The 19,130-nt window shown below is 64.0% G+C and carries 27 protein-coding genes and 1 pseudogene; 18 read left to right on the forward strand and 10 right to left on the reverse strand.

What is annotated here, in order from left to right:
* Nucleotides 1-98 precede the first annotated feature (98 nt).
* Both AC0IX4_RS22420 and AC0IX4_RS22425 read left to right on the forward strand, forming a co-directional pair.
* On the forward strand, nucleotides 99-788 hold the full coding sequence (locus AC0IX4_RS22420) for an ANTAR domain-containing protein (RefSeq protein ID WP_471831249.1): 690 nt from the start codon (nucleotides 99-101) through the stop codon (nucleotides 786-788).
* Nucleotides 789-940: 152 nt separating this feature from the next.
* Nucleotides 941-1,156, forward strand: coding sequence for a hypothetical protein (locus AC0IX4_RS22425; RefSeq protein WP_471831250.1), 216 nt, complete (start codon nucleotides 941-943; stop codon nucleotides 1,154-1,156).
* Nucleotides 1,157-1,410: 254 nt separating this feature from the next.
* Here AC0IX4_RS22425 and AC0IX4_RS22430 read toward each other — a convergent pair whose 3' ends face one another.
* Nucleotides 1,411-2,121, reverse strand: a complete 711-nt coding sequence (locus AC0IX4_RS22430) for a GAF and ANTAR domain-containing protein (protein ID WP_471831251.1) — start codon at nucleotides 2,119-2,121, stop codon at nucleotides 1,411-1,413.
* Nucleotides 2,122-2,306: 185 nt separating this feature from the next.
* On the opposite strand from AC0IX4_RS22430, the gene AC0IX4_RS22435 reads away from it, so the two are divergent.
* Entirely contained in the window at nucleotides 2,307-2,543 is a 237-nt protein-coding gene (locus AC0IX4_RS22435) for an ANTAR domain-containing protein (protein WP_471831252.1), read from the forward strand.
* 180 nt (nucleotides 2,544-2,723) lie between these two features.
* Here AC0IX4_RS22435 and AC0IX4_RS22440 read toward each other — a convergent pair.
* The 4 genes and pseudogenes from AC0IX4_RS22440 to AC0IX4_RS22455 all read right to left on the reverse strand — a co-directional run.
* Nucleotides 2,724-2,795: pseudogene (locus AC0IX4_RS22440) on the reverse strand (DUF1508 domain-containing protein); the annotation flags it as partial.
* Nucleotides 2,796-2,807: 12 nt separating this feature from the next.
* Nucleotides 2,808-2,900 (reverse strand): YegP family protein, encoded by a 93-nt coding sequence (locus AC0IX4_RS22445; protein WP_471831253.1) that lies wholly within the window; start codon nucleotides 2,898-2,900, stop codon nucleotides 2,808-2,810.
* 46 nt (nucleotides 2,901-2,946) lie between these two features.
* Nucleotides 2,947-3,207 (reverse strand): excalibur calcium-binding domain-containing protein, encoded by a 261-nt coding sequence (locus AC0IX4_RS22450; protein ID WP_471831255.1) that lies wholly within the window; start codon nucleotides 3,205-3,207, stop codon nucleotides 2,947-2,949.
* A 13-nt stretch (nucleotides 3,208-3,220) separates the two neighbouring features.
* Entirely contained in the window at nucleotides 3,221-3,370 is a 150-nt protein-coding gene (locus AC0IX4_RS22455; protein ID WP_471831256.1) for a hypothetical protein, read from the reverse strand.
* Nucleotides 3,371-3,686: 316 nt separating this feature from the next.
* Between AC0IX4_RS22455 and AC0IX4_RS22460 the strand changes: the two genes are divergently transcribed.
* The 3 genes from AC0IX4_RS22460 to AC0IX4_RS22470 all read left to right on the forward strand — a co-directional run bounded on the left by AC0IX4_RS22460 (nucleotide 3,687) and on the right by AC0IX4_RS22470 (nucleotide 6,119).
* Nucleotides 3,687-4,184 (forward strand): hypothetical protein, encoded by a 498-nt coding sequence (locus AC0IX4_RS22460; RefSeq protein WP_471831258.1) that lies wholly within the window; start codon nucleotides 3,687-3,689, stop codon nucleotides 4,182-4,184.
* A gap of 363 nt (nucleotides 4,185-4,547) precedes the next feature.
* Entirely contained in the window at nucleotides 4,548-4,922 is a 375-nt protein-coding gene (locus AC0IX4_RS22465; protein WP_471831259.1) for a hypothetical protein, read from the forward strand.
* 189 nt (nucleotides 4,923-5,111) lie between these two features.
* Nucleotides 5,112-6,119, forward strand: coding sequence for a hypothetical protein (locus AC0IX4_RS22470; protein ID WP_471831260.1), 1,008 nt, complete (start codon nucleotides 5,112-5,114; stop codon nucleotides 6,117-6,119).
* 669 nt (nucleotides 6,120-6,788) lie between these two features.
* On the opposite strand, the gene AC0IX4_RS22475 is transcribed toward AC0IX4_RS22470, so the two are convergent.
* The 5 genes from AC0IX4_RS22475 to AC0IX4_RS22495 all read right to left on the reverse strand — a co-directional run bounded on the left by AC0IX4_RS22475 (nucleotide 6,789) and on the right by AC0IX4_RS22495 (nucleotide 10,650).
* Entirely contained in the window at nucleotides 6,789-7,142 is a 354-nt protein-coding gene (locus tag AC0IX4_RS22475; protein WP_471831261.1) for a histone-like nucleoid-structuring protein Lsr2, read from the reverse strand.
* Between the two features lie 254 nt (nucleotides 7,143-7,396).
* Entirely contained in the window at nucleotides 7,397-7,654 is a 258-nt protein-coding gene (locus AC0IX4_RS22480; RefSeq protein WP_471831262.1) for a DUF3263 domain-containing protein, read from the reverse strand.
* 194 nt (nucleotides 7,655-7,848) lie between these two features.
* Nucleotides 7,849-8,271, reverse strand: coding sequence for a PAS domain-containing protein (locus AC0IX4_RS22485; RefSeq protein WP_471831263.1), 423 nt, complete (start codon nucleotides 8,269-8,271; stop codon nucleotides 7,849-7,851).
* Between the two features lie 20 nt (nucleotides 8,272-8,291).
* Entirely contained in the window at nucleotides 8,292-9,638 is a 1,347-nt protein-coding gene (locus AC0IX4_RS22490; protein WP_471831363.1) for a putative manganese transporter, read from the reverse strand.
* A complete protein-coding gene (locus AC0IX4_RS22495; protein ID WP_471831264.1) occupies nucleotides 9,535-10,650 on the reverse strand; it encodes a phosphotransferase enzyme family protein in 1,116 nt (371 codons plus the stop codon). The genes AC0IX4_RS22490 and AC0IX4_RS22495 overlap by 104 nt, the downstream gene beginning before the upstream one ends.
* 355 nt (nucleotides 10,651-11,005) lie before the next feature.
* Here AC0IX4_RS22495 and AC0IX4_RS22500 point away from each other — a divergent pair, with 355 nt between their 5' ends.
* From AC0IX4_RS22500 to AC0IX4_RS22555, 12 genes are all read left to right on the forward strand, one after another.
* Nucleotides 11,006-12,493: an aldehyde dehydrogenase family protein gene (locus tag AC0IX4_RS22500; RefSeq protein WP_471831265.1), complete on the forward strand. Its 1,488-nt coding sequence runs from the start codon at nucleotides 11,006-11,008 to the stop codon at nucleotides 12,491-12,493.
* Nucleotides 12,486-13,091: a hypothetical protein gene (locus AC0IX4_RS22505; RefSeq protein WP_471831266.1), complete on the forward strand. Its 606-nt coding sequence runs from the start codon at nucleotides 12,486-12,488 to the stop codon at nucleotides 13,089-13,091. Before AC0IX4_RS22500 ends, AC0IX4_RS22505 begins: the two co-directional genes overlap by 8 nt.
* Nucleotides 13,088-13,528, forward strand: coding sequence for a hypothetical protein (locus tag AC0IX4_RS22510; RefSeq protein WP_471831267.1), 441 nt, complete (start codon nucleotides 13,088-13,090; stop codon nucleotides 13,526-13,528). Before AC0IX4_RS22505 ends, AC0IX4_RS22510 begins: the two co-directional genes overlap by 4 nt.
* Nucleotides 13,525-13,833 carry a EutN/CcmL family microcompartment protein gene (locus tag AC0IX4_RS22515; protein ID WP_471831268.1) on the forward strand — a complete coding sequence of 103 codons (309 nt, stop codon included), beginning with the start codon at nucleotides 13,525-13,527 and terminating at the stop codon, nucleotides 13,831-13,833. Before AC0IX4_RS22510 ends, AC0IX4_RS22515 begins: the two co-directional genes overlap by 4 nt.
* A complete protein-coding gene (locus AC0IX4_RS22520) occupies nucleotides 13,826-14,110 on the forward strand; it encodes a BMC domain-containing protein (RefSeq protein WP_471831269.1) in 285 nt (94 codons plus the stop codon). Before AC0IX4_RS22515 ends, AC0IX4_RS22520 begins: the two co-directional genes overlap by 8 nt.
* Nucleotides 14,107-14,802 (forward strand): microcompartment protein, encoded by a 696-nt coding sequence (locus AC0IX4_RS22525; RefSeq protein WP_471831270.1) that lies wholly within the window; start codon nucleotides 14,107-14,109, stop codon nucleotides 14,800-14,802. Before AC0IX4_RS22520 ends, AC0IX4_RS22525 begins: the two co-directional genes overlap by 4 nt.
* A 206-nt stretch (nucleotides 14,803-15,008) precedes the next feature.
* Entirely contained in the window at nucleotides 15,009-16,361 is a 1,353-nt protein-coding gene (locus AC0IX4_RS22530; RefSeq protein ID WP_471831364.1) for an aspartate aminotransferase family protein, read from the forward strand.
* The gene (locus AC0IX4_RS22535) at nucleotides 16,354-16,959 is read left to right on the forward strand and encodes a hypothetical protein (protein ID WP_471831266.1); all 606 of its coding nucleotides are present in this window, start codon (nucleotides 16,354-16,356) and stop codon (nucleotides 16,957-16,959) included. The genes AC0IX4_RS22530 and AC0IX4_RS22535 overlap by 8 nt, the downstream gene beginning before the upstream one ends.
* Nucleotides 16,956-17,396: a hypothetical protein gene (locus AC0IX4_RS22540; RefSeq protein WP_471831267.1), complete on the forward strand. Its 441-nt coding sequence runs from the start codon at nucleotides 16,956-16,958 to the stop codon at nucleotides 17,394-17,396. Before AC0IX4_RS22535 ends, AC0IX4_RS22540 begins: the two co-directional genes overlap by 4 nt.
* Complete coding sequence (locus tag AC0IX4_RS22545) at nucleotides 17,393-17,701, forward strand: EutN/CcmL family microcompartment protein (protein WP_471831268.1); 309 nt, start codon at nucleotides 17,393-17,395, stop codon at nucleotides 17,699-17,701. Before AC0IX4_RS22540 ends, AC0IX4_RS22545 begins: the two co-directional genes overlap by 4 nt.
* Entirely contained in the window at nucleotides 17,694-17,978 is a 285-nt protein-coding gene (locus tag AC0IX4_RS22550) for a BMC domain-containing protein (RefSeq protein ID WP_471831269.1), read from the forward strand. The genes AC0IX4_RS22545 and AC0IX4_RS22550 overlap by 8 nt, the downstream gene beginning before the upstream one ends.
* An 84-nt stretch (nucleotides 17,979-18,062) precedes the next feature.
* Nucleotides 18,063-18,830, forward strand: coding sequence for a GntR family transcriptional regulator (locus AC0IX4_RS22555; RefSeq protein WP_471831272.1), 768 nt, complete (start codon nucleotides 18,063-18,065; stop codon nucleotides 18,828-18,830).
* Nucleotides 18,831-19,130 lie beyond the last annotated feature (300 nt).

The raw sequence follows: 19,130 nt of genomic DNA on the forward strand, positions 1-19,130 counted from the left end.
GCGCGCGACAGGCGACCGTCGTCGGATGGTTCGGGTGGTCGAGCGTGGGTACCGTCATCGCACTCGACACCTTTCCGGGCCGACGCAGGAGCAGCACCATGACCGACGGAGCCGACGAACCGTTTGCGTCACGCCACCCGCTCGCCGGGCTCCGCAGTGTTGCGCACTGGGTCGAGGTGTGCGTGGATCTGGCCGCTGCGGACGGCGCGGCCGTGGTCGTGGCGGCCCCTCACCGACCCGACACCCGCCGGGTTCTGCACGCCACCGACACCACCGCCGCGTGCACAGCCGACCTGTTCTACATGCTCGGGTGCGGCCCGCCGGCCGCCGCGATGAGCACCCGTTCCGCACAGGCGGTGGACGTGAGCGACTGCGCGGACCGGGTGCGGTGGCCGCTGCTGATCGACGAGCTGATTGCCCTCGGATTCGGGTGGGCGCAGGCCCACCCGATCGGTCCCGAGGACGTGCCGGTGGGGACACTGCAGCTCTACCGCCGCACCTCGGCACCCGACGGACCATGGCCGGGCAGCACCGACACCATGATCTCCCATCTGGCACGGGTGCTGGGAACGGACATCATCGACGAGCGCATCCTCGACGTGCCGACACATGCGAACGCCGACAGCCATACGGTGAACGTCGCCATCGGGATTCTTGTTGCCCGGCACCACATCGACGCCTTCGCCGCGTCCGCTCTGTTGCGCGCCGGTGCCTACGCCCGCGGCCACACCACCGCCGACGAGGCACGGCGCATCATCGATTCCATCGGCGGACACGACACCCGGTGACGGTCGGTCGCGCCCTTCGATCGGTCGGGTCAGTCACCGAACCTCACCCGAACACACCCAACGGGGTATGGACAAGCGTGCGACCTCGCTACCGTCTCCTGAACCTACCGTCAGGCCACTGGATTCCGGCTCATCGCAGGTGCGGTGCGGACGTGTCGGAAGCGACCGCTCACGCATTCGAGGGCGGATGGTTCCACTCCGGTGACCTCGTCACCCGCGACATCGACGGGTTCATCACAATCGTCGACCGCATCAAGGACGCCATCAACACCGGCGGCATCCTCGTCGCCTCGCGGGAAGTCGAAGACGCCATTCACACACGACGCCGTCGCCGAAGTCGCGGTCATCGGCGTACCCGACGAATGTGAATCGACGCCGTGTCCGCGGTCGTGGCGCTCGAGGGGCCGCACCGCAACGGCAGAGGACATCATCGCCATCTCCGAGGACGTCTGGCGCCGTGGAAGACCCCGAAAAGCATCGTGCTCGTAACGGATTGCCGCGGAATCAGTTCAGCTCAGTGCCCCGGACGCCGACCGGTCTATCCGCTGAGGCGTGAGCTGCGCAACCAGTCGCGCCAGCCCAAGCATGAACAATCACCGTCTGATTACGTGCGTTCATGAGATTAATTGGGGTCGCGTCGTGCGATGCGTTCGGCGAGGTCGGTGACCGGTGTGTGCCACTCCTGCGACAGGCGCACCAGCATCGCGAACGCCGCGTCGGCGCGCAGGTCGTAGCGTTCCATGACGATGCCTTTCGCCTGACCGATGACATCTCTCGTGGCGAGCGCTGATTCGAGTTTCTCTTCGCGTTCGGCGGCGACGAGGGCGATGGCGGCGTGGGTGGCGAGCATGATTCCGACGTCGTCGTCGGTGTCGTCGAACCCGTGTGCGGTGTCGGAGTACAGATTCAGCGCACCGAGGTGGTCTCGGTGGGTGTAGAGGCGGAAGGTCAGCATGGACCGCACACCCCGGTGTGCGGCGGCGGGGGAGAACGTAGGCCACCGGTCCTCGGTGGCCATGTCGGCCACGCGCACGCTGTGGTGTTTCCAGACCGTGTCCAGGCATGGTCCTTCCCGGCACTGTTCCTGCAGCTCGTCGATGGTGCGGGGGAGGTCGTCGGTGGCCGCGCGGGAGTCGACCTTGTGGTTCTTCGTCACCAGGGTGATGCCGGCGTGGTCGGCGCCGGGGATCAGGTGCACGGCCTGTGCGGTGATCGCGGAGAGGGTCTCGTCGACGCTGTCGTGGTCCTCCTGGATCATCCGGGCCATCTCCGCCATAGCGTGCCCGAGCGACCGGGACGCGTCCCCGGTGTCGGTGTGTCGGTCGTCCGGCATGGGCGCCTCCTTTCGTTGCTGCAGCACGCGGGCGGCCACGCGCCCGTTCGTGAGCGCCACCTTGTCACAGCTGTCAGGCGTAGGGTGAGCGGTGTTCGGTACAGCCCCTGCCGATCGGATCTCTCTATCCGATCTCGGCTGTGTCCTTCGTTCATGCGAAGGATGCGCTCCCAGGAGTGTGCGTCATGCCCCCGAACGACCACCGCAGAATGTCCGACGACGTGCCGGATCGGCAGGCCCGCTGGGTCCGTTCCGTTCTCGACCGCCGACGCACCCGGGCCATGGCCACCGGCATCGTGATGGCCATCGACGGCATCGACGTCGAGGCAGCGGACGCACGGATCACCGCTCACGCCAGACGCTGTCATGTCGATGTGGCTGCCGTGGCGGCGAGCATCTGCCGCACACACCGGTACCCGTGACCACCCCGTGCTCGTGCAAGCGGGTGCCCGGACGGAGCGCTGGCGGAGCTGGCCACATTCCGCGTGGAACGCAACGACGCTGGGGCTTGTCGAGATGCGCCGGTGCCGGGACGCCGATCGCTCAGTCGCCGATAGTCAACTGCGCAATCACGATCGGTGGTGGTCTCCGCAGGTTGGTCGTCAGGTGAGGTCGACGACGGGCGCGTCTGCGTTGGTCTTGACCGAGTCGATGCCGTTCTTGGCCGCGGCTTTGGAGTTGTATGCCTAACCGACAGCGATGATCTCACCGCTTCCGGCTTCGAGGCGGACACGGTACTTGCCCGATGCGTCGAGGAAGATTTCGTATCTGGCGGCCATAGGTGTTCCGGTTCTGTCGATGCGGTTGTCGGTAGGGGGCGGGTTGTCAGTTCTCGCAGGCGACGCCGTCGCGGTCACGGTCGAGGTCCGTGCTGTAGCCGGGGTCGCCGTTGTAGATGGGTGCGGCGCCGGCAGCTTTGACGGCCGAGCAGTTCGCGTAGGACACGCTCGGTGCCGGTGCCGGTGCCGGTGCCGGTGCCGGTGCGGGTACGAGGGGGAGCGGAGCCACCGGCTCGGGATCGAACGAGGGGACCGGGTCGGGCATCGGGATCGGCTCGACGTACGTCAGGTGGGTCTCCGTCGGCACGGCCGGCACGGTGCTAAACACAGAACTGGGTGCGGAAGAAGTCGTCGATGGTGCTGTCGTGGTCGTACGGATGGCTGTGGTGGTCGTGCTGGCCGTTGTACTTGTAGTTGTGGTGGCGCTCTCGTCGGAGGAGCAGCCGGCGGACAGTGCGGCGATAGCGCACAGTGCCAGAGCGGCGCCGCCCGCGGTACGGAGGAACGCTATCGAGAACCCTTTCGTCGTCAAGACCGACCGGTCTCGACGGACAGGCTAACTCGGGCGTACGGTACGAGTGGCTCCGTGGTGGTGTTGTCATTCACTCGAACGACATCTGGAATCACCGTCAGCGGAATCGCTGCGGTTGCTCGATACTCGGTGCAGGAGCTCGACGGTCGGGCGGTTGCTCGGCGAGAGCGCAATGCGACGTTCGCCGTGTCGACTCCTCTCACGGGCCACCGGCGTTGTCGGTCCCGTTCGCCGACAGAATCGACCGACGCCTGATGTTCGAGCCCGCTCATCCCATGCCGCGGTCCTGCGATTTTCTCGGTCTCGTCCGCGCGAAGTGGACGTCACCGGACGGGGACGAGGGGACCGCCGATGTCGGTCTGTTCCTGGTGTGGCTCATCGACGACCGGGACACCGTCATCGTGCGGGCGGCGGTGACGTTGTCCGCGGTGATCGAGGCCGCACGGGCGTACACCGCGGGGTGGGGCGGCGAAGTCCGCCACGTCGAAGGCCCCGACGGGGAGGTCCTTCCCCGCGCGCTGTGGGAGCCGCTGCTGCAGATCGACGACCCGTTGCCGTACGTGTACACCGTCGAGCTGCGGTCACCGCGCGCGGCGAGTGGTCCGGAGCTCGTCACCGCGCTGTGGACCAGTGCCGATCTCGACGAAGCGTTGCGGTGGCGCGCGCTGTTACCGGCGGCCCTGCGCAGTCGGACGCTCGTCGTCAGCAACGCACCCGACGGGCACTACCCGCCGCGCCGCGCACGCGACTGACTGTCCGAGTCGTGGTCTGCCGAAGCCAGGTGCGCGGACCGGAGGGGCTCGGGTGCGACCGACAGCGCGTAGGCCCGCGACGTGGCACCGTGCACACGATGCGGGGTGTCGGACGTCGGCTGCATGATGGCAGTCATGCGCATCCGCACCCTCGCCGGCCCGCCGCTGACACATGAGCTCGTCCAGGACGTGATCCGAGCGATCGTACTTCCGACAACGATTCCGTGACCGCACACGGAGTGAATCGACGACGCTTCGGCCTGCCTTTGGCGGATGCCGGTTGCTCCCCGCCGAACCCCGCCGCCGCTGACGCGACCCACCGCATCCTCCACTGCCACTGATGGTTCGGCGTACGGTGACCGCATGGTGACACCCGTCGACCACCACGACCCGATGCGCACCGACGGCGGCGCCGCGGTGCACGGTGCGGCGCTCGACGATGCGGTGCAGGTTCTGCACGAGCGACTCGACGTCCTCCTCGACCGTCTCACCGACACCGTTCTCGGATCACCGTCACCCGGTTCCGCCCAGTGGCGCGACCGATTCCAGGACCCGGATACGCTCACCCGCGCCGTCCGAGCGGAGCGCCGCAGCGCCGTTCGGGCGTTGATCGCTCACCGGGCGGGCGTCGTCGATCCCGCTGCCCCGCAGACGACGTCGACGCCGACCAGGCGAGCCGGTGGGGCGCCGCGTCGACGGCGACCACGCGCCGACCCGGCGCAGCTGCCCATCTTCTGACTCCCGCGCCCACCGCCGGACGGACCCGACGTGCAAGGTAGTCCTCTATTTCGTGCCCACCGGGCGGGCCGGCCTAACCTGCATGTCACGGTGATGGTGCCGCTGCGCCGGACGGTCCTCGACCGACGCCGCGGGTCCGCGGCAGTGAACTGCGCAGGTTGTCGGAGTGAGGGACTACCGTCCGCGTGTATGGGTGAGCATCCGCCGGTACCTCGCGGATATCGGTACGAGTGGGCACTGTTCCATGACTGGTGCGCTGCGGCGGAGGTGTCGGCCCTGCCCGCATCGCCGATGACACTGGCGGTTTTCCTGGACGAGAACTCTGCTGGCGCCGAGTCGTTGCGGCGGCGGGTGACGGTGATCAACCGTGTGCACCGGGACGCAGGGCTGGCCGCACCGGGAACGGTGACCGCTATCCGGCTGCAGCTTGATCGTTCTCGCGTCGCCCGCGTCATCGAACGTCGATCCGCCGCAGCGCCGGTTCTCGCCGCTCTCCCCATCACGGGGTGGCCGGGCGGTATGTTCGGTCGCCGCGACGCGGTGATCCTCGCCCTGCACGCCGCGGGGCTTCGATCCGCGGACATCTCCGCGCTCGATCGGCGCCACGTCACGGTCACGACCGACGGTGGTCTGGAGATCGGTGGTCGACACCACCTGCTCCTGCCGGGTGCCCCCACCGACGCCGCCGCGGCGATCCGGTTCGGGTGGGTGTGGCGGAACTGGGAACAGGTAATGCAGGTAGTGGATCGGCACCCGTCGACGCGAGTGCTCGAGCAATGTCTGCGCACGGGCGTATTCGCCGACAGTGACGGCGAGGCTGATCTGCCGTGTTCCGGTCCGGTGGTGGTGCCGATCGACCGGTGGGGCGCGGTACCGCTTCCGCCGGTAGCGATGACACCGTCAGCGGTGGCGCAGGTGGTCACCGCCCACCTGACCGGTACCGCCCCGCAGCACCGCGCGGTACCCACTCGCCGGAGTCGCCCCGCGCATCCGGCCGGTGGCGGCGGTGCAATGTCCACATCTGCCGGCGTCGATGCCGCCGCGGGAGGTCGTCTCGACGACACCCATGCGGCTGGGGTGGCCGCACGCCGTGCTGCGCACACCGCACTCGCCGACGTGGCCGAGGTTTTCGATGACGTCGAGGACCGCGCCGACGAGCTGTTACGGCGCACCCTCGCGCTTCTCGATGCGGACTGACCAGCGACGCGACAGCACGACCTCTCGGCCCGGACACCCGGTGCTACCCGAGTGCCGTCCGGTTCACGTCTCGGTACTTACATATGTTGTTTCCACCGCATCCGCCGCGCCGGGGCCCCCGACCGAGGCCCGTCTCGGCGACACCTACGCGGCCGATATCGTGGCGCGCCGCGACACAGAGACCGCGCTCGCCAATGTAGCCCTGGTGCTCGACGACGTCGAGGACCGCACGGTCGCGCTCCTCGACGAGATTGAACGCAGCGAGGTCGAACGCGCTAGCAGCATCAACGGGTACCGATCAGTACTCCGGGAGAGCGATTCAGGACGGACCGGAGCTACAAATGTCGCAACTATCAGCAGAACGGATAAAACGGCGCGGTAAGAGAAACCTGCCACCGGCGCCAGATTCCAATACACCTGATTGACCATGTCGAGGACAGTCGACCGTGACAGTGGCTGGACCAGAGTCGAGGTCTTCTGGGGACTCCTGCAGGGACAACATGGACTTGATTGACAGCGGACCCGACGCCGAAGCGGGTCTATTTCTATCGTCTTGGCAACTCAGTCCGCGTTTATAGCCTGTGTCTAATGAAATATATCAGTGGGCGAATGTCCGGTCGCATCTGCGACGTTTAGGGACTTAGCAGCCGGGTCCTCGTTCACCGGAGGTCACTTCCTCGTTCGATAAGCGGTGACGATGTGCGCAGCGATGCGCCCCCTGCTGGAAATGTCGTGTCCGTGTTCGCGCGCCCAGGTGCGGATCGCGGTAGCGTCAGCCCGGTTCGCCGCGGTGCGACGCCGCACCGTCGGGGTGTCCGCCGCGGTGCGACGCCGCACCGTCGGGGTGTTCGCCGACTGCCGTCCGCGGGTGCTCCATTCAGTGAGCGAGGCCTGGATGGAGGCAGCGTTCTGTTTTGAGAGGTCGATCTCGAACCATTTGCCACGGTAACCGAAGATGATGGTCTCCTCAGCAGGTGTCCCGTCGAGATCGTCAATCAACGTCACATCTATCTTGCGAGCCACTTGGATCCTCCTCTCGAACGTTTCGACAGCTCGGTCTCATCATCGTATCTGCCAGTAGTGATATCGGTTGCCAATGAATTTGTTTCTAGAAACGGCAGCGCAACATTGTCTCGCAGTACAAGGTGATATCTGGCGTCGCCCCGAGAGAGGCGATGAACTATCGCACGACCCACCCGACATGCTGTCGCACCGTCTCAGCTTCGGTGCGTGATACCCGAGCAATACCTTCGCTCGACGGTGGACTGTGGAGGCAATTACGTATACGGTGCCGACGGCTCGTCGAAAGACGGCCCGTTGTTCTCCTGCCCAATGATCGGGCTGACGTTGTCGGCCCGCTTCATTCCTACCCGTCGGATTAAAGTGTCCGGTATCTCTGCTTCAAGTTCGCGTAGGCGCTCCCGGTACCTCGTCGAGGTAATGCCGAAGCGCACGAATACGTCTTCGTCTGACGGCCCGCCAAAGGGTGCCCATGTTCGGTCAAAAGCGAGCATGTATTCATCTTGTTTGTCCACAGCACTGAACTTCCTGAGTCACTGTCGCTTTCGCTGTCTGTAGCCAAATATTCTTCACTTGCTGACTGGCGTCGTGAGGTGTCTCTTCGAGCGGCGTCTGCGGGTTGCCTTGGTCACATGCTTAACCCGTCACGGGCATCACCATGGGTGACGTAATTGTCAGACGATGACCGGGGCATCCGCACATCGAGAACTCAATTTGTATGCATCTCGTCTGTGACATCTTCATTCCCGTGAATGACATACACTACCTGGCCGGAATCATCAAAGACGGGTGCATTCAGGGCTCGGAACCAGCGTTCTTCGTAACCGCCGCCGTGCTCGACAGGGCGGGCAATCGGGTATCTCACCGCTCCGGGCAGCCACTCTGCCGCACCGGTGTTTCGAGCTTGTTCGATTCCTGAGCGCAGCTTGTCCGTTCCCTTCGCGTCGGGATCCTCCGGGTTGTCGGGGAACGCTTCGAAAATGTTGCGACCGATGAGTTCTTCTCGAACTCGCATGGCCATTGCGAGATAGCCGTCGGTCGCTGCGACGACGACGAAGTCGTTGTCTACAACAACGTAATTGACGGGTGACTGCTCGAAGATGCGCTGGAAATCAGGTGTCCGGTCGCTCATTTCAATCCTTCTGTCGGGTTTCATTGGAACGCGAGGGCGATCAGGCCGATCACAACGGCGGGAACTGTGGTCAGCAGAGTCGACACCACAGCCGACCGCCGGTGGACGGCAAAGAGGGGTACGAGTCCAGCGCCGTCGTGACTGACGAGGTACGCCAACAGTGCTGGTAGCGGGAGGCCGCCGGCCAAGAACAGCGCTGCCACGACGATTTCGAGCCCGCATGAGGGCAACAGACCCAGGAGTGCGGCTACCGCAATCCCGGCGATTCCCGCGAACGGGAGGGTCATAGGGTCGAAACCAGTCAGAGCGGTGGCAGCAGCGACTACAAAGAACAGTGCTCCGACAGTCGAGATGATGGAACTAGCCTGATATGCTGTGTGCCGCAACATTGTCGATGCTGACTGGTGGTCAGCGCAATGGCATCTGCTGGTATGCCGTCGTCCATCCCAGCTCACCAGCGTCGCCGTTGCGTAGCCGACGAGTCCGATCAGCATGTGTCCGTTCACACCGAAGAGTGTGGGCGCCGAGTCTTCTCCGATCACGTTCAACTCGAAAGGAAGTTCGATCGCCAGACCGACAGTGACGACGATCCAGAAGGCCCGCACGAGCGAGCGTCGTGCAGAGCCGGGTATTGCCTGCGGAGTTGACGTGTCGGTGATGCAGCAAGGTTCGAGCCGAGCCCACCACGTCGGGTCGACGGTGGTGGGGATTTCGTCACAACTTCTGGTGGGGTTTGGGTGTCCTCCACCGAGGTGCATGGGCCGGTTCAAGATGACTTGCCGTGGGATCCCCGGCTGAGACGCCGGGTGCGTCGACATTGCAAGTTCTCGCGCCCGGTGTTTGTTGCTGCGTTCGCGGCGTGGCTCGATTCCGAGGAGGTCCACGGTGTAGCCACCAACCAGGCCCAGGATGAAAAACAGTGTCTTCAACTGGACGGCGAGAATCGGATCCGCGGCGATGATGAGCCAGGCCGAGTCGCCCATCGTTGACAGGAGTGCCGCGATGACCGCACCGTAGGTCACCTGCTTCTGGGAGTACATGGACACGGTCATGATGACGCCGCTGCACCCTGGTGGAATCGATAATGCAGCGGCAAGCACAGGTCCGGCCGCTGCCCGACGCAGGACCATTCGACGCACCGTGGTGCCCCATCTCGCTCTGCCCATCTGGAGGGCGAGCAACATGGGGGCGACGAGAACACCCACTCCGAGGAACCCGTCTACCAAGGGTTCTGCGAGGGTCTCGAACCATTCCGACAAACCTTCAATCCACATCGGTTCTCCCTGCGACGCCGACATCGAGCAGGCCCCGATCGGCTGAGGCCGATCTGAACTGCTCGGCGTTGTAGGCGAACCACGTGGGGTCATCGAGATAGCGCGCGGCGACGTGCGCCGTCTCCTCGGCGAAGTGCTCACCCAGGGTCACTGCCGGCTCGGATTCAGGATGGGTTCCGATCCATGCGGTGATCATCAGCCGACGAAGCATGATGAAGGTGGGGATTTCGGCGAGCGCTGTCGAATCGAGGCGCGAGACGGAGAAGTATCCGGTGAGCCATTGCTCGATTGTGTGAGGTGACGAGTCGCGGGCTTCGTCCCATGTGATGACCGCGGCGAGATCGGTAAGGAACCAGGACCACCCGCAATCATCGAAGTCAATGACGACGATATCGCCATCCGCGACGATGAGATTGGACATCCGTAGGTCGGAGTGAACGAGCCCGAATCGTTCGGGTCCGGTCCCGAAAGCCTCGAGACGCTGTCTGACCCGTGCTTCGGCTCTTTCGATGATCTCACGCTGCGTTTCGGTGAGGTTGACGACATCTCGCCAATTTCCCCATCGCCCTCCCTCCCCGAGCATGGAGTCGAGATCCCAGCGGAAACGGGTGAACCATGCCGGTGGTGTCCAGGACTTGACATGAGAGTGCATGTGAGCGGTTATCGCCCCGAGATCGCTGTAGCTGATTCCCGATGTGGGATCTTCCGCACCGAGGCCGGGTATGAACTCCATGACGTCCACGAGTCGTGTTTCGTCCCCGCGGTCGATGACGACGACGTCCCGGCCGTCGAGGCTCCTCCTGGCCACGGGGGTCCTGACGGACGAGGTTGTGCGAACGCTCTCAAGCCACGCGAGTTCAGACTGCACCGCTTCGAGAGTGTTGTATCCAGGTCGATGCACTCGCACCACGACCCGGTCCCTACCGGACTCTGCGAGGTACGTCGCGTTCTCGGAGAAGCTCAACAGCGTCAGCGTCGCAGAGCCGAGACCGTAGATCGGTAGCGCATCTCGGGCAAACGGTTCGTAGTCTGCGGCCGTTCCGAGCATTGTGTCTCCTCTTGCGGATGATTGGCAGTCCCGCCGCCATGAATGCCACCAGTACACGTCGTCATGGTGACGGTGATCACATGGAGTAGTACACCACCCAACAACCAAATGCAAACCAATGTTGTTCAGGAGGGCTGATCCCAGGCTGCCTCACACCAGGGAGTTGCCTGAGCGATTTCGGGGAAGTGTCCGTGCCCACCCCCACCCCTTGTCCGTGTTTGAAGTGGCTATATGGGTCTGTGGCCTGGCAATGTGCGGCGAAGTCGACGGTGTCGCTGTGCTTCTTGACACAGTCCCACGACCATGGGACGGTAAGGCAACCGTTTACGACCAATAAAGTTTGGGCGGTCCCGCTCCCGAGATCAGCCCACTGGGACGTGAGCGCGCACATCAACTTCGATGAAAGGTCATCGTGAAGCCGTCAGACTCGGTTCTTCCTCCAGTTGTCGACGCTGCCCTCAGCCGGGCCCGATCTGCGTCGTCGGCCTTCGGTGCTTACGATCACGCACGCGTCGACGCGATCGTGCGGGCAGTTGCCGAAGTCGCGTCTCATAACGGTCGCCAGCTCGCACGTAAGGCCACCGACGAAACCGGCTTCGGTGTTTTCGAGGACAAGGCGGCCAAGAACGAGGCTGTGTCTACCGGCTTCCTTCGTGAGTACGCATCGTCGGACTTCGTGTCACACCGCATCGATCACGCGAGGAAAATGATCCTCGACCCGGTGCCGGCAGGAGTCATTTTCGCGGTGACACCATCAACCAGTCCCGTCGCGAACCTCTACTTCAAGGTGCTTTCAGCCCTACAGACCCGCAACGCCATCGTCATCAGCCCGCATCCCGCGGCGGTGAAGACCAGCATCGAAGCTACCCGAATCCTCGCACGGGCGGCGACCGACGCCGGAGCCCCGGAAGACGTCATACAGATCCTCGAAGAGCCGTCAGTCCCGCTGATCGAAGCGGTTATGGGCGATCATCGGGTGAACCTCATCCTCGCAACTGGGGGTTCTGCGGTGGTCAGGGCGGCTTATCGTTCCGGGACGCCGGCCATCGGTGTGGGCCCTGGTAACGCGGCAGTGCTGGTGGACGAGTCCGCCGATCTGGTGCAGGCTGCGGAACAGATCTCGGCTTCGAAAGCTTTCGACAACTCGGTATTATGCACGGCCGAATCGGTGCTGATCGTCGTCGAGACCGTGGCACCACGCCTACAAAAGCTCTTGGTAGAGCGCGGTGCGCACCTCTGCACGACGGAAGAAGCGCGCCGCGTTCGAGACTTCATGTATCCGAAGGGGAAGTTCAACACGAAGGTGGTCGGTCGCCCCGCCCGCGAGATCGCAGCGAAGGCAGGGGTGTCCGTGCCAGCTCGCACAACGCTGCTTCTGGTGCCGATCGATGCTGTGCGGGACGAGGAACCCATGACGCATGAGAAGCTCAGTCCGGTTCTCGCAGTACGAACGGTTCCGACCTTCGATCAAGCGCTCTCCGAGGCTCGCGCGCTCGTCGACATCGTGGGTGTCGGGCACTCGGCAGTCATCCACAGCGAGAACCCTCAGCACGTACTGGACTACTCGCACTCGCTCCCGGTGCATCGCGTCGCCGTCAATATCGGTGGAAGCCTGGGCAACGCGGGCATCGGAACAGGGCTCCCTCTGACGATGTCGATCGGCACGGGCTTCATCGGGGGGAGCTCACTCGGCGAGAATCTGTCGCCTGAGCACCTTGTGCAGTGGACTCGCACAGCCTATCCCGACAATGCGGCATTCCCGGATTTCGAGGGGTTGCGACCGGCTGGGGCCGTGGCAGGTGACGCGACGACAGTATCTGCGGGCGTGGAGCTGCGTGAGGAGTTGCGGCGGTTGATCGTCGAGGAGTTGCGTGGATTGATCGGTCCGTCGCATGGCTGATCTGCGGTCGTTCATCTTCATCGACAAGTTGCAGCCTCAGACGATGTGTTATCTGGGTACGTTCGTTCGGGGGAGTCTGCCGCGGGCGAACATGTCCGCGCAGGTCATCGAGATCGCGCCCGGGCTCGACATCGAGCCTCTGACGGATGTGGCGTTGAAGAATTCTCAGGTGCGCGCGGGCATGTTGGTGGTGGAGCGGCAGTTCGGTTATCTGGAGATCCATTCGAAGTCGGCGGATGCGGTGCGGTTGGCGGCGCAGGCGGTGCTCGAGGCGTTAGGGGCGTCTGAGTCGGACACGCGGCCGCCGGAGGTGATCGCGTCGAAGATCATCTCCAATGTCGACGATGAGCATGCGTTCCTGATCAATCGCAACAAGGCCGGTTCGATGTTGTTGCCCGGCGATTCGTTGTTCGTGATGGAGATGCAGCCGGCGTCGTACGCGATCCTGGCTACCAATGAGGCGGAGAAGGCCAGTCCGATCAAGGTCGTCGACTACCGGATGATGGGTGCGTCGGGTCGGGTGTATCTGGCCGGCAACGAGGATGCAGTCCGGACGGCGGCGGAGGCGGCCGGGGCGGCGTTGGAGATGCGGCGATGACTGCCCTGGGTGCGGACGATCTGCGGGCGCTCATTCGTGATGTGATCGGTGAGATCGCCCCCCAGCTGCAGGCGTTGACGACGGCGCTCCCGGTCTCGATCGCCGGCGATGACGATTTGGCGAGGTTCGTCGGTCGGATCGTGGAGCTGCTGGACAGCCCGTTGACGGGTCCGCTGGTGCGGTCGGGGAGTCTGACCTTCCGTTTCCAGAAGGGGCTGCCGGAGTCGGGTGCTTTCTCGGCGAGGGTGCCGTCGATCACGGCGAGTTCGAGTGATGTCGAGACCATCGAGGTGGAGCGGGGGGTGTTGAGCGAGCGCATCGCCGCACGCGCAGTCGCGTCCGGGGCACGCCTGGTGCTGGGGCGGAGCGTTGTCATCACCCCACTGGCGCGGGAGCAGATCCGCAAGAACTCGCTCGACGTGGTTCGGTCGTCATGATCAAAGCCACTGTCATCGGCCCGGTCTGGGCTACGAAGCGTGTGGACGGGTTTCCCTCCGGGGCGTTGCTCGACGTGCAGCGGGACGAGACGAGCGAGCGGGTCGTCGCGCTGGATCATCTCGGCAGCGGACCGGGAGATCGAGTGCTGATCGCTCTCGGTAGCTCCGTGTCGAGCCATCTGCCCGGTTCGGCTCCGGTCGATGCCCTTGTCGTGGGGGTACTCGATCTGCCTTCGGCGCCACACGACACCACTACCACCAACCACACAACCACCACCGGGAAAGAAGAGACGACTCATGAGTGATGCAATCGGAATGATCGAAACTCGCGGATATGTCGCGGCACTGGCTGCGGCGGACGCGATGGTCAAGGCGGCCAACGTCACCCTCGTCGGCCGAGCGGAAGTCGGCGACGGCCTGGTCGCGGTCATCATCAACGGCGACGTCGGCGCTGTGAAGGCCGCGACGGAAGCAGGCGCGGAGACGGCGTCGAACATCGGCGACCTGGTGTCGGTGCACGTCATTCCTCGCCCGCACACGGACCTGACCAAGCACTTCACCGTCAGCACCACCCAGAAATGACCACACCCTCCGCGGCGTTGCCCGCCACGACTACGGCAAAATCGGCGACATCTGCCTCATCCGAGCCGGCCACCGAACTCAGGGTATATCTCCGAATCGACGGCCTTCAGCCGCAGTTCGCCGCCACCCTGGCGACGCCGACCCGAGCGCGCGGCTATCCACCCAAAGCAGGTGACCATTCCCTGATTGTGGAAGTTGCGCCGGCACTCGCGATCCAGCGAGTTATCGACGCCGCACTCAAGGCATCGCCGGACGTCGAACCGGGCCTGCTATACGTCGAACGGCAGTACGGGATACTTGAGGTGCACAGCCCAAGTCCGACGGTGTTGGAGCAAGCTGGCGCCGCTATCCTCTCCACGCTCGACGCGAAGGCGGAGGACCAACTCAAGCCGAAAATTCTCTACAGCGACATCATCGAAGACATCGGGGATCAGCACGCGGTGATCCTGAACCGAACTCGTGATGCCTCGATGCTCCTGCCGGGTTCCGCTCTGCTCGTGTACGAGATGGCCCCCGCGCTGTTCGCCGCCGTCGCAGCGAACAGCGCGGAACGTGTGGCCCCTGACTTGACGCTCGTCGATGTTCAGATGATCGGCGCTGCCGGCCGCTTGTTCATCTCCGGTGACATGGAAAGTGTGACCGCTGCCCGGGACGAGATCACCCGTGTTCTCAACGAGGTGACCGGCCGATGACGCAGCAGGGTCTCTGACGCGTCTGTGCGGACGCCCCTACCCCGAGCATCGAGTCACCCCGATACGAAAGAAGACGTCACATGCAGGAACAGTCGACCACCGGTCCCGAGCGCACCGAAATCGTCTCCTTGAACACCCTGAGTGCCGAAGGGTTGTCCTCGCTCGACGCTCAGACGCGTGACCTGGTCGAGCGAAGAAGTCGCGTCATGGGACCCGCCTACCGCTTGGCGTACGAGCAACCGTTCCAGCCGGTGCGTGCCGAAGGAACCAAGATCTACGACGTCAATGGCGACGAGTACCTCGACGCGTACAACAACGTGCCCAGCGTCGGGCACAATCATCCCCGCGTCGTCGACGCGGTGTCACGTCAGCTGCGCACGATCAACACCAACACCCGTTACCTGCAACGCGACATCGTGGAGTACGCCGAGAACCTCGTCGCCACCCACGACGATGCTCTCGACAACGTGATGTTCACCTGTACCGGTTCGGAAGCCAACGACCTCGCGGTGCGCATCGCACGCTCCGTCAGCGGGGGAACCGGGGTCATCGTCTCCGAGTACGCGTACCACGGATGTACGCGCGACGTCGCATCCTGGTCTCCGTCCTCAGGGAACGGCACCGTCCTCGGTGCCGACGTTCGTCTCGTGCCACCTCCGGACATGTTCCGCCGCACAGAGTCGGAGATGGAGTCACATTTTCTGGGAGCCCTCCGCGCTCAAATCGAGGACCTCCGACGGCGCGGAATACAACTCGCCGCGCTCATCGTGGACAGTCTCTTCTCGTCGGACGGAATCTTTCCGGATCAGGGTATCCTGCGAGCAGCGACCGAGATCGTCCACGCTGCAGGCGGATTGGTGATCAGCGACGAGGTTCAATCGGGGTTCGGTCGAACAGGCGAAGCGATGTGGGGCTATCAGCGAAGCGGCTTCGTTCCCGACCTGGTGACCATGGGCAAGCCCATGGGCAACGGTATGCCCATCGGCGGGGTCGTCGCGCAGAGCGAGCTGCTTGCCAAATTTGCTCGGGACGTCGCTTACTTCAACACGTTCGGAGGGGAGAACGTGCCGGTCGCTGCAGCTCAGGCAGTACTGGACGTCATTCATGACGAGAAGCTGGTCGCGAATGCCCTCGACAAGGGCAAGCAACTGACCGATGGGATGCGGGGGATCCTCGATCGGTACGAGTTCGCCGCCGACGTAAGAGGCGCAGGCCTGTATCTGGGTGTGGAGTTCGTCTCCGATCTGGACACCAAGACGCCTGATACACAAACCACTCTCGCATTCGTCAACGGCCTCCGGCATCGACGCATCCTCACCAGCACTGCCGGTAGCTACGGCAACGTCATCAAGGTGCGCCCGCCGATCATCCTGAGTCAGTCCGATACCGACCGCATGCTGACCGAGTTCGAAAAGGTCGCGCGCGATCTACGTCAAACCCGATCTGGATCCGGGCAGAACGGGTCGTCGTCCGGAGCGGGACACGGCACGGCGCGTGAGGAGTTGCGGCGGTTGATCGTCGAGGAGTTGCGTGGATTGATCGGTCCGTCGCATGGCTGATCTGCGGTCGTTCATCTTCATCGACAAGTTGCAGCCTCAGACGATGTGTTATCTGGGTACGTTCGTTCGGGGGAGTCTGCCGCGGGCGAACATGTCCGCGCAGGTCATCGAGATCGCGCCCGGGCTCGACATCGAGCCTCTGACGGATGTGGCGTTGAAGAATTCTCAGGTGCGCGCGGGCATGTTGGTGGTGGAGCGGCAGTTCGGTTATCTGGAGATCCATTCGAAGTCGGCGGATGCGGTGCGGTTGGCGGCGCAGGCGGTGCTCGAGGCGTTAGGGGCGTCTGAGTCGGACACGCGGCCGCCGGAGGTGATCGCGTCGAAGATCATCTCCAATGTCGACGATGAGCATGCGTTCCTGATCAATCGCAACAAGGCCGGTTCGATGTTGTTGCCCGGCGATTCGTTGTTCGTGATGGAGATGCAGCCGGCGTCGTACGCGATCCTGGCTACCAATGAGGCGGAGAAGGCCAGTCCGATCAAGGTCGTCGACTACCGGATGATGGGTGCGTCGGGTCGGGTGTATCTGGCCGGCAACGAGGATGCAGTCCGGACGGCGGCGGAGGCGGCCGGGGCGGCGTTGGAGATGCGGCGATGACTGCCCTGGGTGCGGACGATCTGCGGGCGCTCATTCGTGATGTGATCGGTGAGATCGCCCCCCAGCTGCAGGCGTTGACGACGGCGCTCCCGGTCTCGATCGCCGGCGATGACGATTTGGCGAGGTTCGTCGGTCGGATCGTGGAGCTGCTGGACAGCCCGTTGACGGGTCCGCTGGTGCGGTCGGGGAGTCTGACCTTCCGTTTCCAGAAGGGGCTGCCGGAGTCGGGTGCTTTCTCGGCGAGGGTGCCGTCGATCACGGCGAGTTCGAGTGATGTCGAGACCATCGAGGTGGAGCGGGGGGTGTTGAGCGAGCGCATCGCCGCACGCGCAGTCGCGTCCGGGGCACGCCTGGTGCTGGGGCGGAGCGTTGTCATCACCCCACTGGCGCGGGAGCAGATCCGCAAGAACTCGCTCGACGTGGTTCGGTCGTCATGATCAAAGCCACTGTCATCGGCCCGGTCTGGGCTACGAAGCGTGTGGACGGGTTTCCCTCCGGGGCGTTGCTCGACGTGCAGCGGGACGAGACGAGCGAGCGGGTCGTCGCGCTGGATCATCTCGGCAGCGGACCGGGAGATCGAGTGCTGATCGCTCTCGGTAGCTCCGTGTCGAGCCATCTGCCCGGTTCGGCTCCGGTCGATGCCCTTGTCGTGGGGGTACTCGATCTGCCTTCGGCGCCACACGACACCACTACCACCAACCACACAACCACCACCGGGAAAGAAGAGACGACTCATGAGTGATGCAATCGGAATGATCGAAACTCGCGGATATGTCGCGGCACTGGCTGCGGCGGACGCGATGGTCAAGGCGGCCAACGTCACCCTCGTCGGCCGAGCGGAAGTCGGCGACGGCCTGGTCGCGGTCATCATCAACGGCGACGTCGGCGCTGTGAAGGCCGCGACGGAAGCAGGCGCGGAGACGGCGTCGAACATCGGCGACCTGGTGTCGGTGCACGTCATTCCTCGCCCGCACACGGACCTGACCAAGCACTTCACCGTCAGCACCACCCAGAAATGACCACACCCGTTCACTAGGATCGACCCGACGCGGTATGCGGTCGGGCGTGGCGACCATTTGCTAGGCTCCCGGTCAGGAGGATCAGTGACTGACGACACCACACCCGGCCGTCCCGCGATGAACGCAGACGATATTCAAGCTGCGATTCGGGCGATGATCGTCGACCGGGGTCTCGAACCGGGAGACCGAATCGGTGCAGAACGCGAACTGGCCACCATGCTCGGTGTCAGCAGATGGTCGATACGCCTGGGTCTCCAGAAACTGGAGACCGGCAATGAGATCCTTCGTACACACGGACGCAGCGGAGGAGTCTTCGTAGCGCCGAAGCGGCTCATCCGATCCACGCCGTTGGTCGGACTGCCACAGTATCTGCGTGCGCAGGGCGTCGCCTCCGGCAGTACCGTTCTCGCCACCCGAGCGGCACCCGCCGACGAGGACACCGCGAAACAACTCGGCCTGGAAACAGACGCCTGGATCTTTCACATCGACCGGCTTCGCCTGGCAGACGGTCTACCTCTGGTGCTCGAGGCTGCGCGATTTCCCTGCGATCTTTTTCCCGGGCTGCTCGAGCAGCCGCTCGGTGGGTCTCTGTACGAGGTCATCGAGTGCCAGTACGGAGTACACAAAGGCGCCGCGGTGGAAACCATTACCGCGGTAGCGGCGACACGAGAAGTTTCCGCGATATTGCAGGTATCCGTCGGAGCCCCATTGCTGTCGATCACCCGGACCACACAGCTCGAGAACGGCCGACCCTTCGAGTACTCCCACGAGCTTTACAGGGCGGACCGCACCACGATCACAGTCCACAGCGACGGCAACGGAGACGGGTCGAGGACCACCATCGATTCCTGAGAACACGGAACATCTGTCCCGTGCTGCTTTGCGGGATGCCGCACCGCAGCCGGAATGCATTCGCCGATGCGAGGTCGACGTGCGGTCGATGGGTGAAGCATCATCTTCCGCCACACTCCGAGATCAGACACGCAAGTCCCGCTGCGCGGGGTCGTGTCGAATTCCAGTGTGTCGCCTAACTATACGCGCACTCGCCCAAATAACTATTTGGTTGCTTGTGGTTGCATCCCCGTCTACTCTGTGATCGGAGTCACGCGAGAGCTCGACTCGTCAACTTTCACGAGCCGCGTGGTGAGCGCG

It is taken from the genome of Rhodococcus sp. AC861, assembly GCF_979256035.1.

Coding starts and splice junctions, on each gene's coding strand:
- AC0IX4_RS22420 (WP_471831249.1), top strand. CDS start 99: ATGACCGACGGAGCCGACGAACCGTTTGCGTCACGCCACCCGCTCGCC.
- AC0IX4_RS22465 (WP_471831259.1), top strand. CDS start 4,548: ATGGTGACACCCGTCGACCACCACGACCCGATGCGCACCGACGGCGGC.
- AC0IX4_RS22525 (WP_471831270.1), top strand. CDS start 14,107: ATGACCACACCCTCCGCGGCGTTGCCCGCCACGACTACGGCAAAATCG.
- AC0IX4_RS22535 (WP_471831266.1), top strand. CDS start 16,354: ATGGCTGATCTGCGGTCGTTCATCTTCATCGACAAGTTGCAGCCTCAG.
- AC0IX4_RS22460 (WP_471831258.1), top strand. CDS start 3,687: ATGTTCGAGCCCGCTCATCCCATGCCGCGGTCCTGCGATTTTCTCGGT.
- AC0IX4_RS22470 (WP_471831260.1), top strand. CDS start 5,112: ATGGGTGAGCATCCGCCGGTACCTCGCGGATATCGGTACGAGTGGGCA.
- AC0IX4_RS22550 (WP_471831269.1), top strand. CDS start 17,694: ATGAGTGATGCAATCGGAATGATCGAAACTCGCGGATATGTCGCGGCA.
- AC0IX4_RS22545 (WP_471831268.1), top strand. CDS start 17,393: ATGATCAAAGCCACTGTCATCGGCCCGGTCTGGGCTACGAAGCGTGTG.
- AC0IX4_RS22435 (WP_471831252.1), top strand. CDS start 2,307: ATGCCCCCGAACGACCACCGCAGAATGTCCGACGACGTGCCGGATCGG.
- AC0IX4_RS22530 (WP_471831364.1), top strand. CDS start 15,009: ATGGGACCCGCCTACCGCTTGGCGTACGAGCAACCGTTCCAGCCGGTG.
- AC0IX4_RS22510 (WP_471831267.1), top strand. CDS start 13,088: ATGACTGCCCTGGGTGCGGACGATCTGCGGGCGCTCATTCGTGATGTG.
- AC0IX4_RS22490 (WP_471831363.1), bottom strand. CDS start 9,638: ATGACCCCACGTGGTTCGCCTACAACGCCGAGCAGTTCAGATCGGCCT.
- AC0IX4_RS22505 (WP_471831266.1), top strand. CDS start 12,486: ATGGCTGATCTGCGGTCGTTCATCTTCATCGACAAGTTGCAGCCTCAG.
- AC0IX4_RS22540 (WP_471831267.1), top strand. CDS start 16,956: ATGACTGCCCTGGGTGCGGACGATCTGCGGGCGCTCATTCGTGATGTG.
- AC0IX4_RS22430 (WP_471831251.1), bottom strand. CDS start 2,121: ATGCCGGACGACCGACACACCGACACCGGGGACGCGTCCCGGTCGCTC.
- AC0IX4_RS22520 (WP_471831269.1), top strand. CDS start 13,826: ATGAGTGATGCAATCGGAATGATCGAAACTCGCGGATATGTCGCGGCA.
- AC0IX4_RS22515 (WP_471831268.1), top strand. CDS start 13,525: ATGATCAAAGCCACTGTCATCGGCCCGGTCTGGGCTACGAAGCGTGTG.
- AC0IX4_RS22445 (WP_471831253.1), bottom strand. CDS start 2,900: ATGGCCGCCAGATACGAAATCTTCCTCGACGCATCGGGCAAGTACCGT.
- AC0IX4_RS22485 (WP_471831263.1), bottom strand. CDS start 8,271: ATGAGCGACCGGACACCTGATTTCCAGCGCATCTTCGAGCAGTCACCC.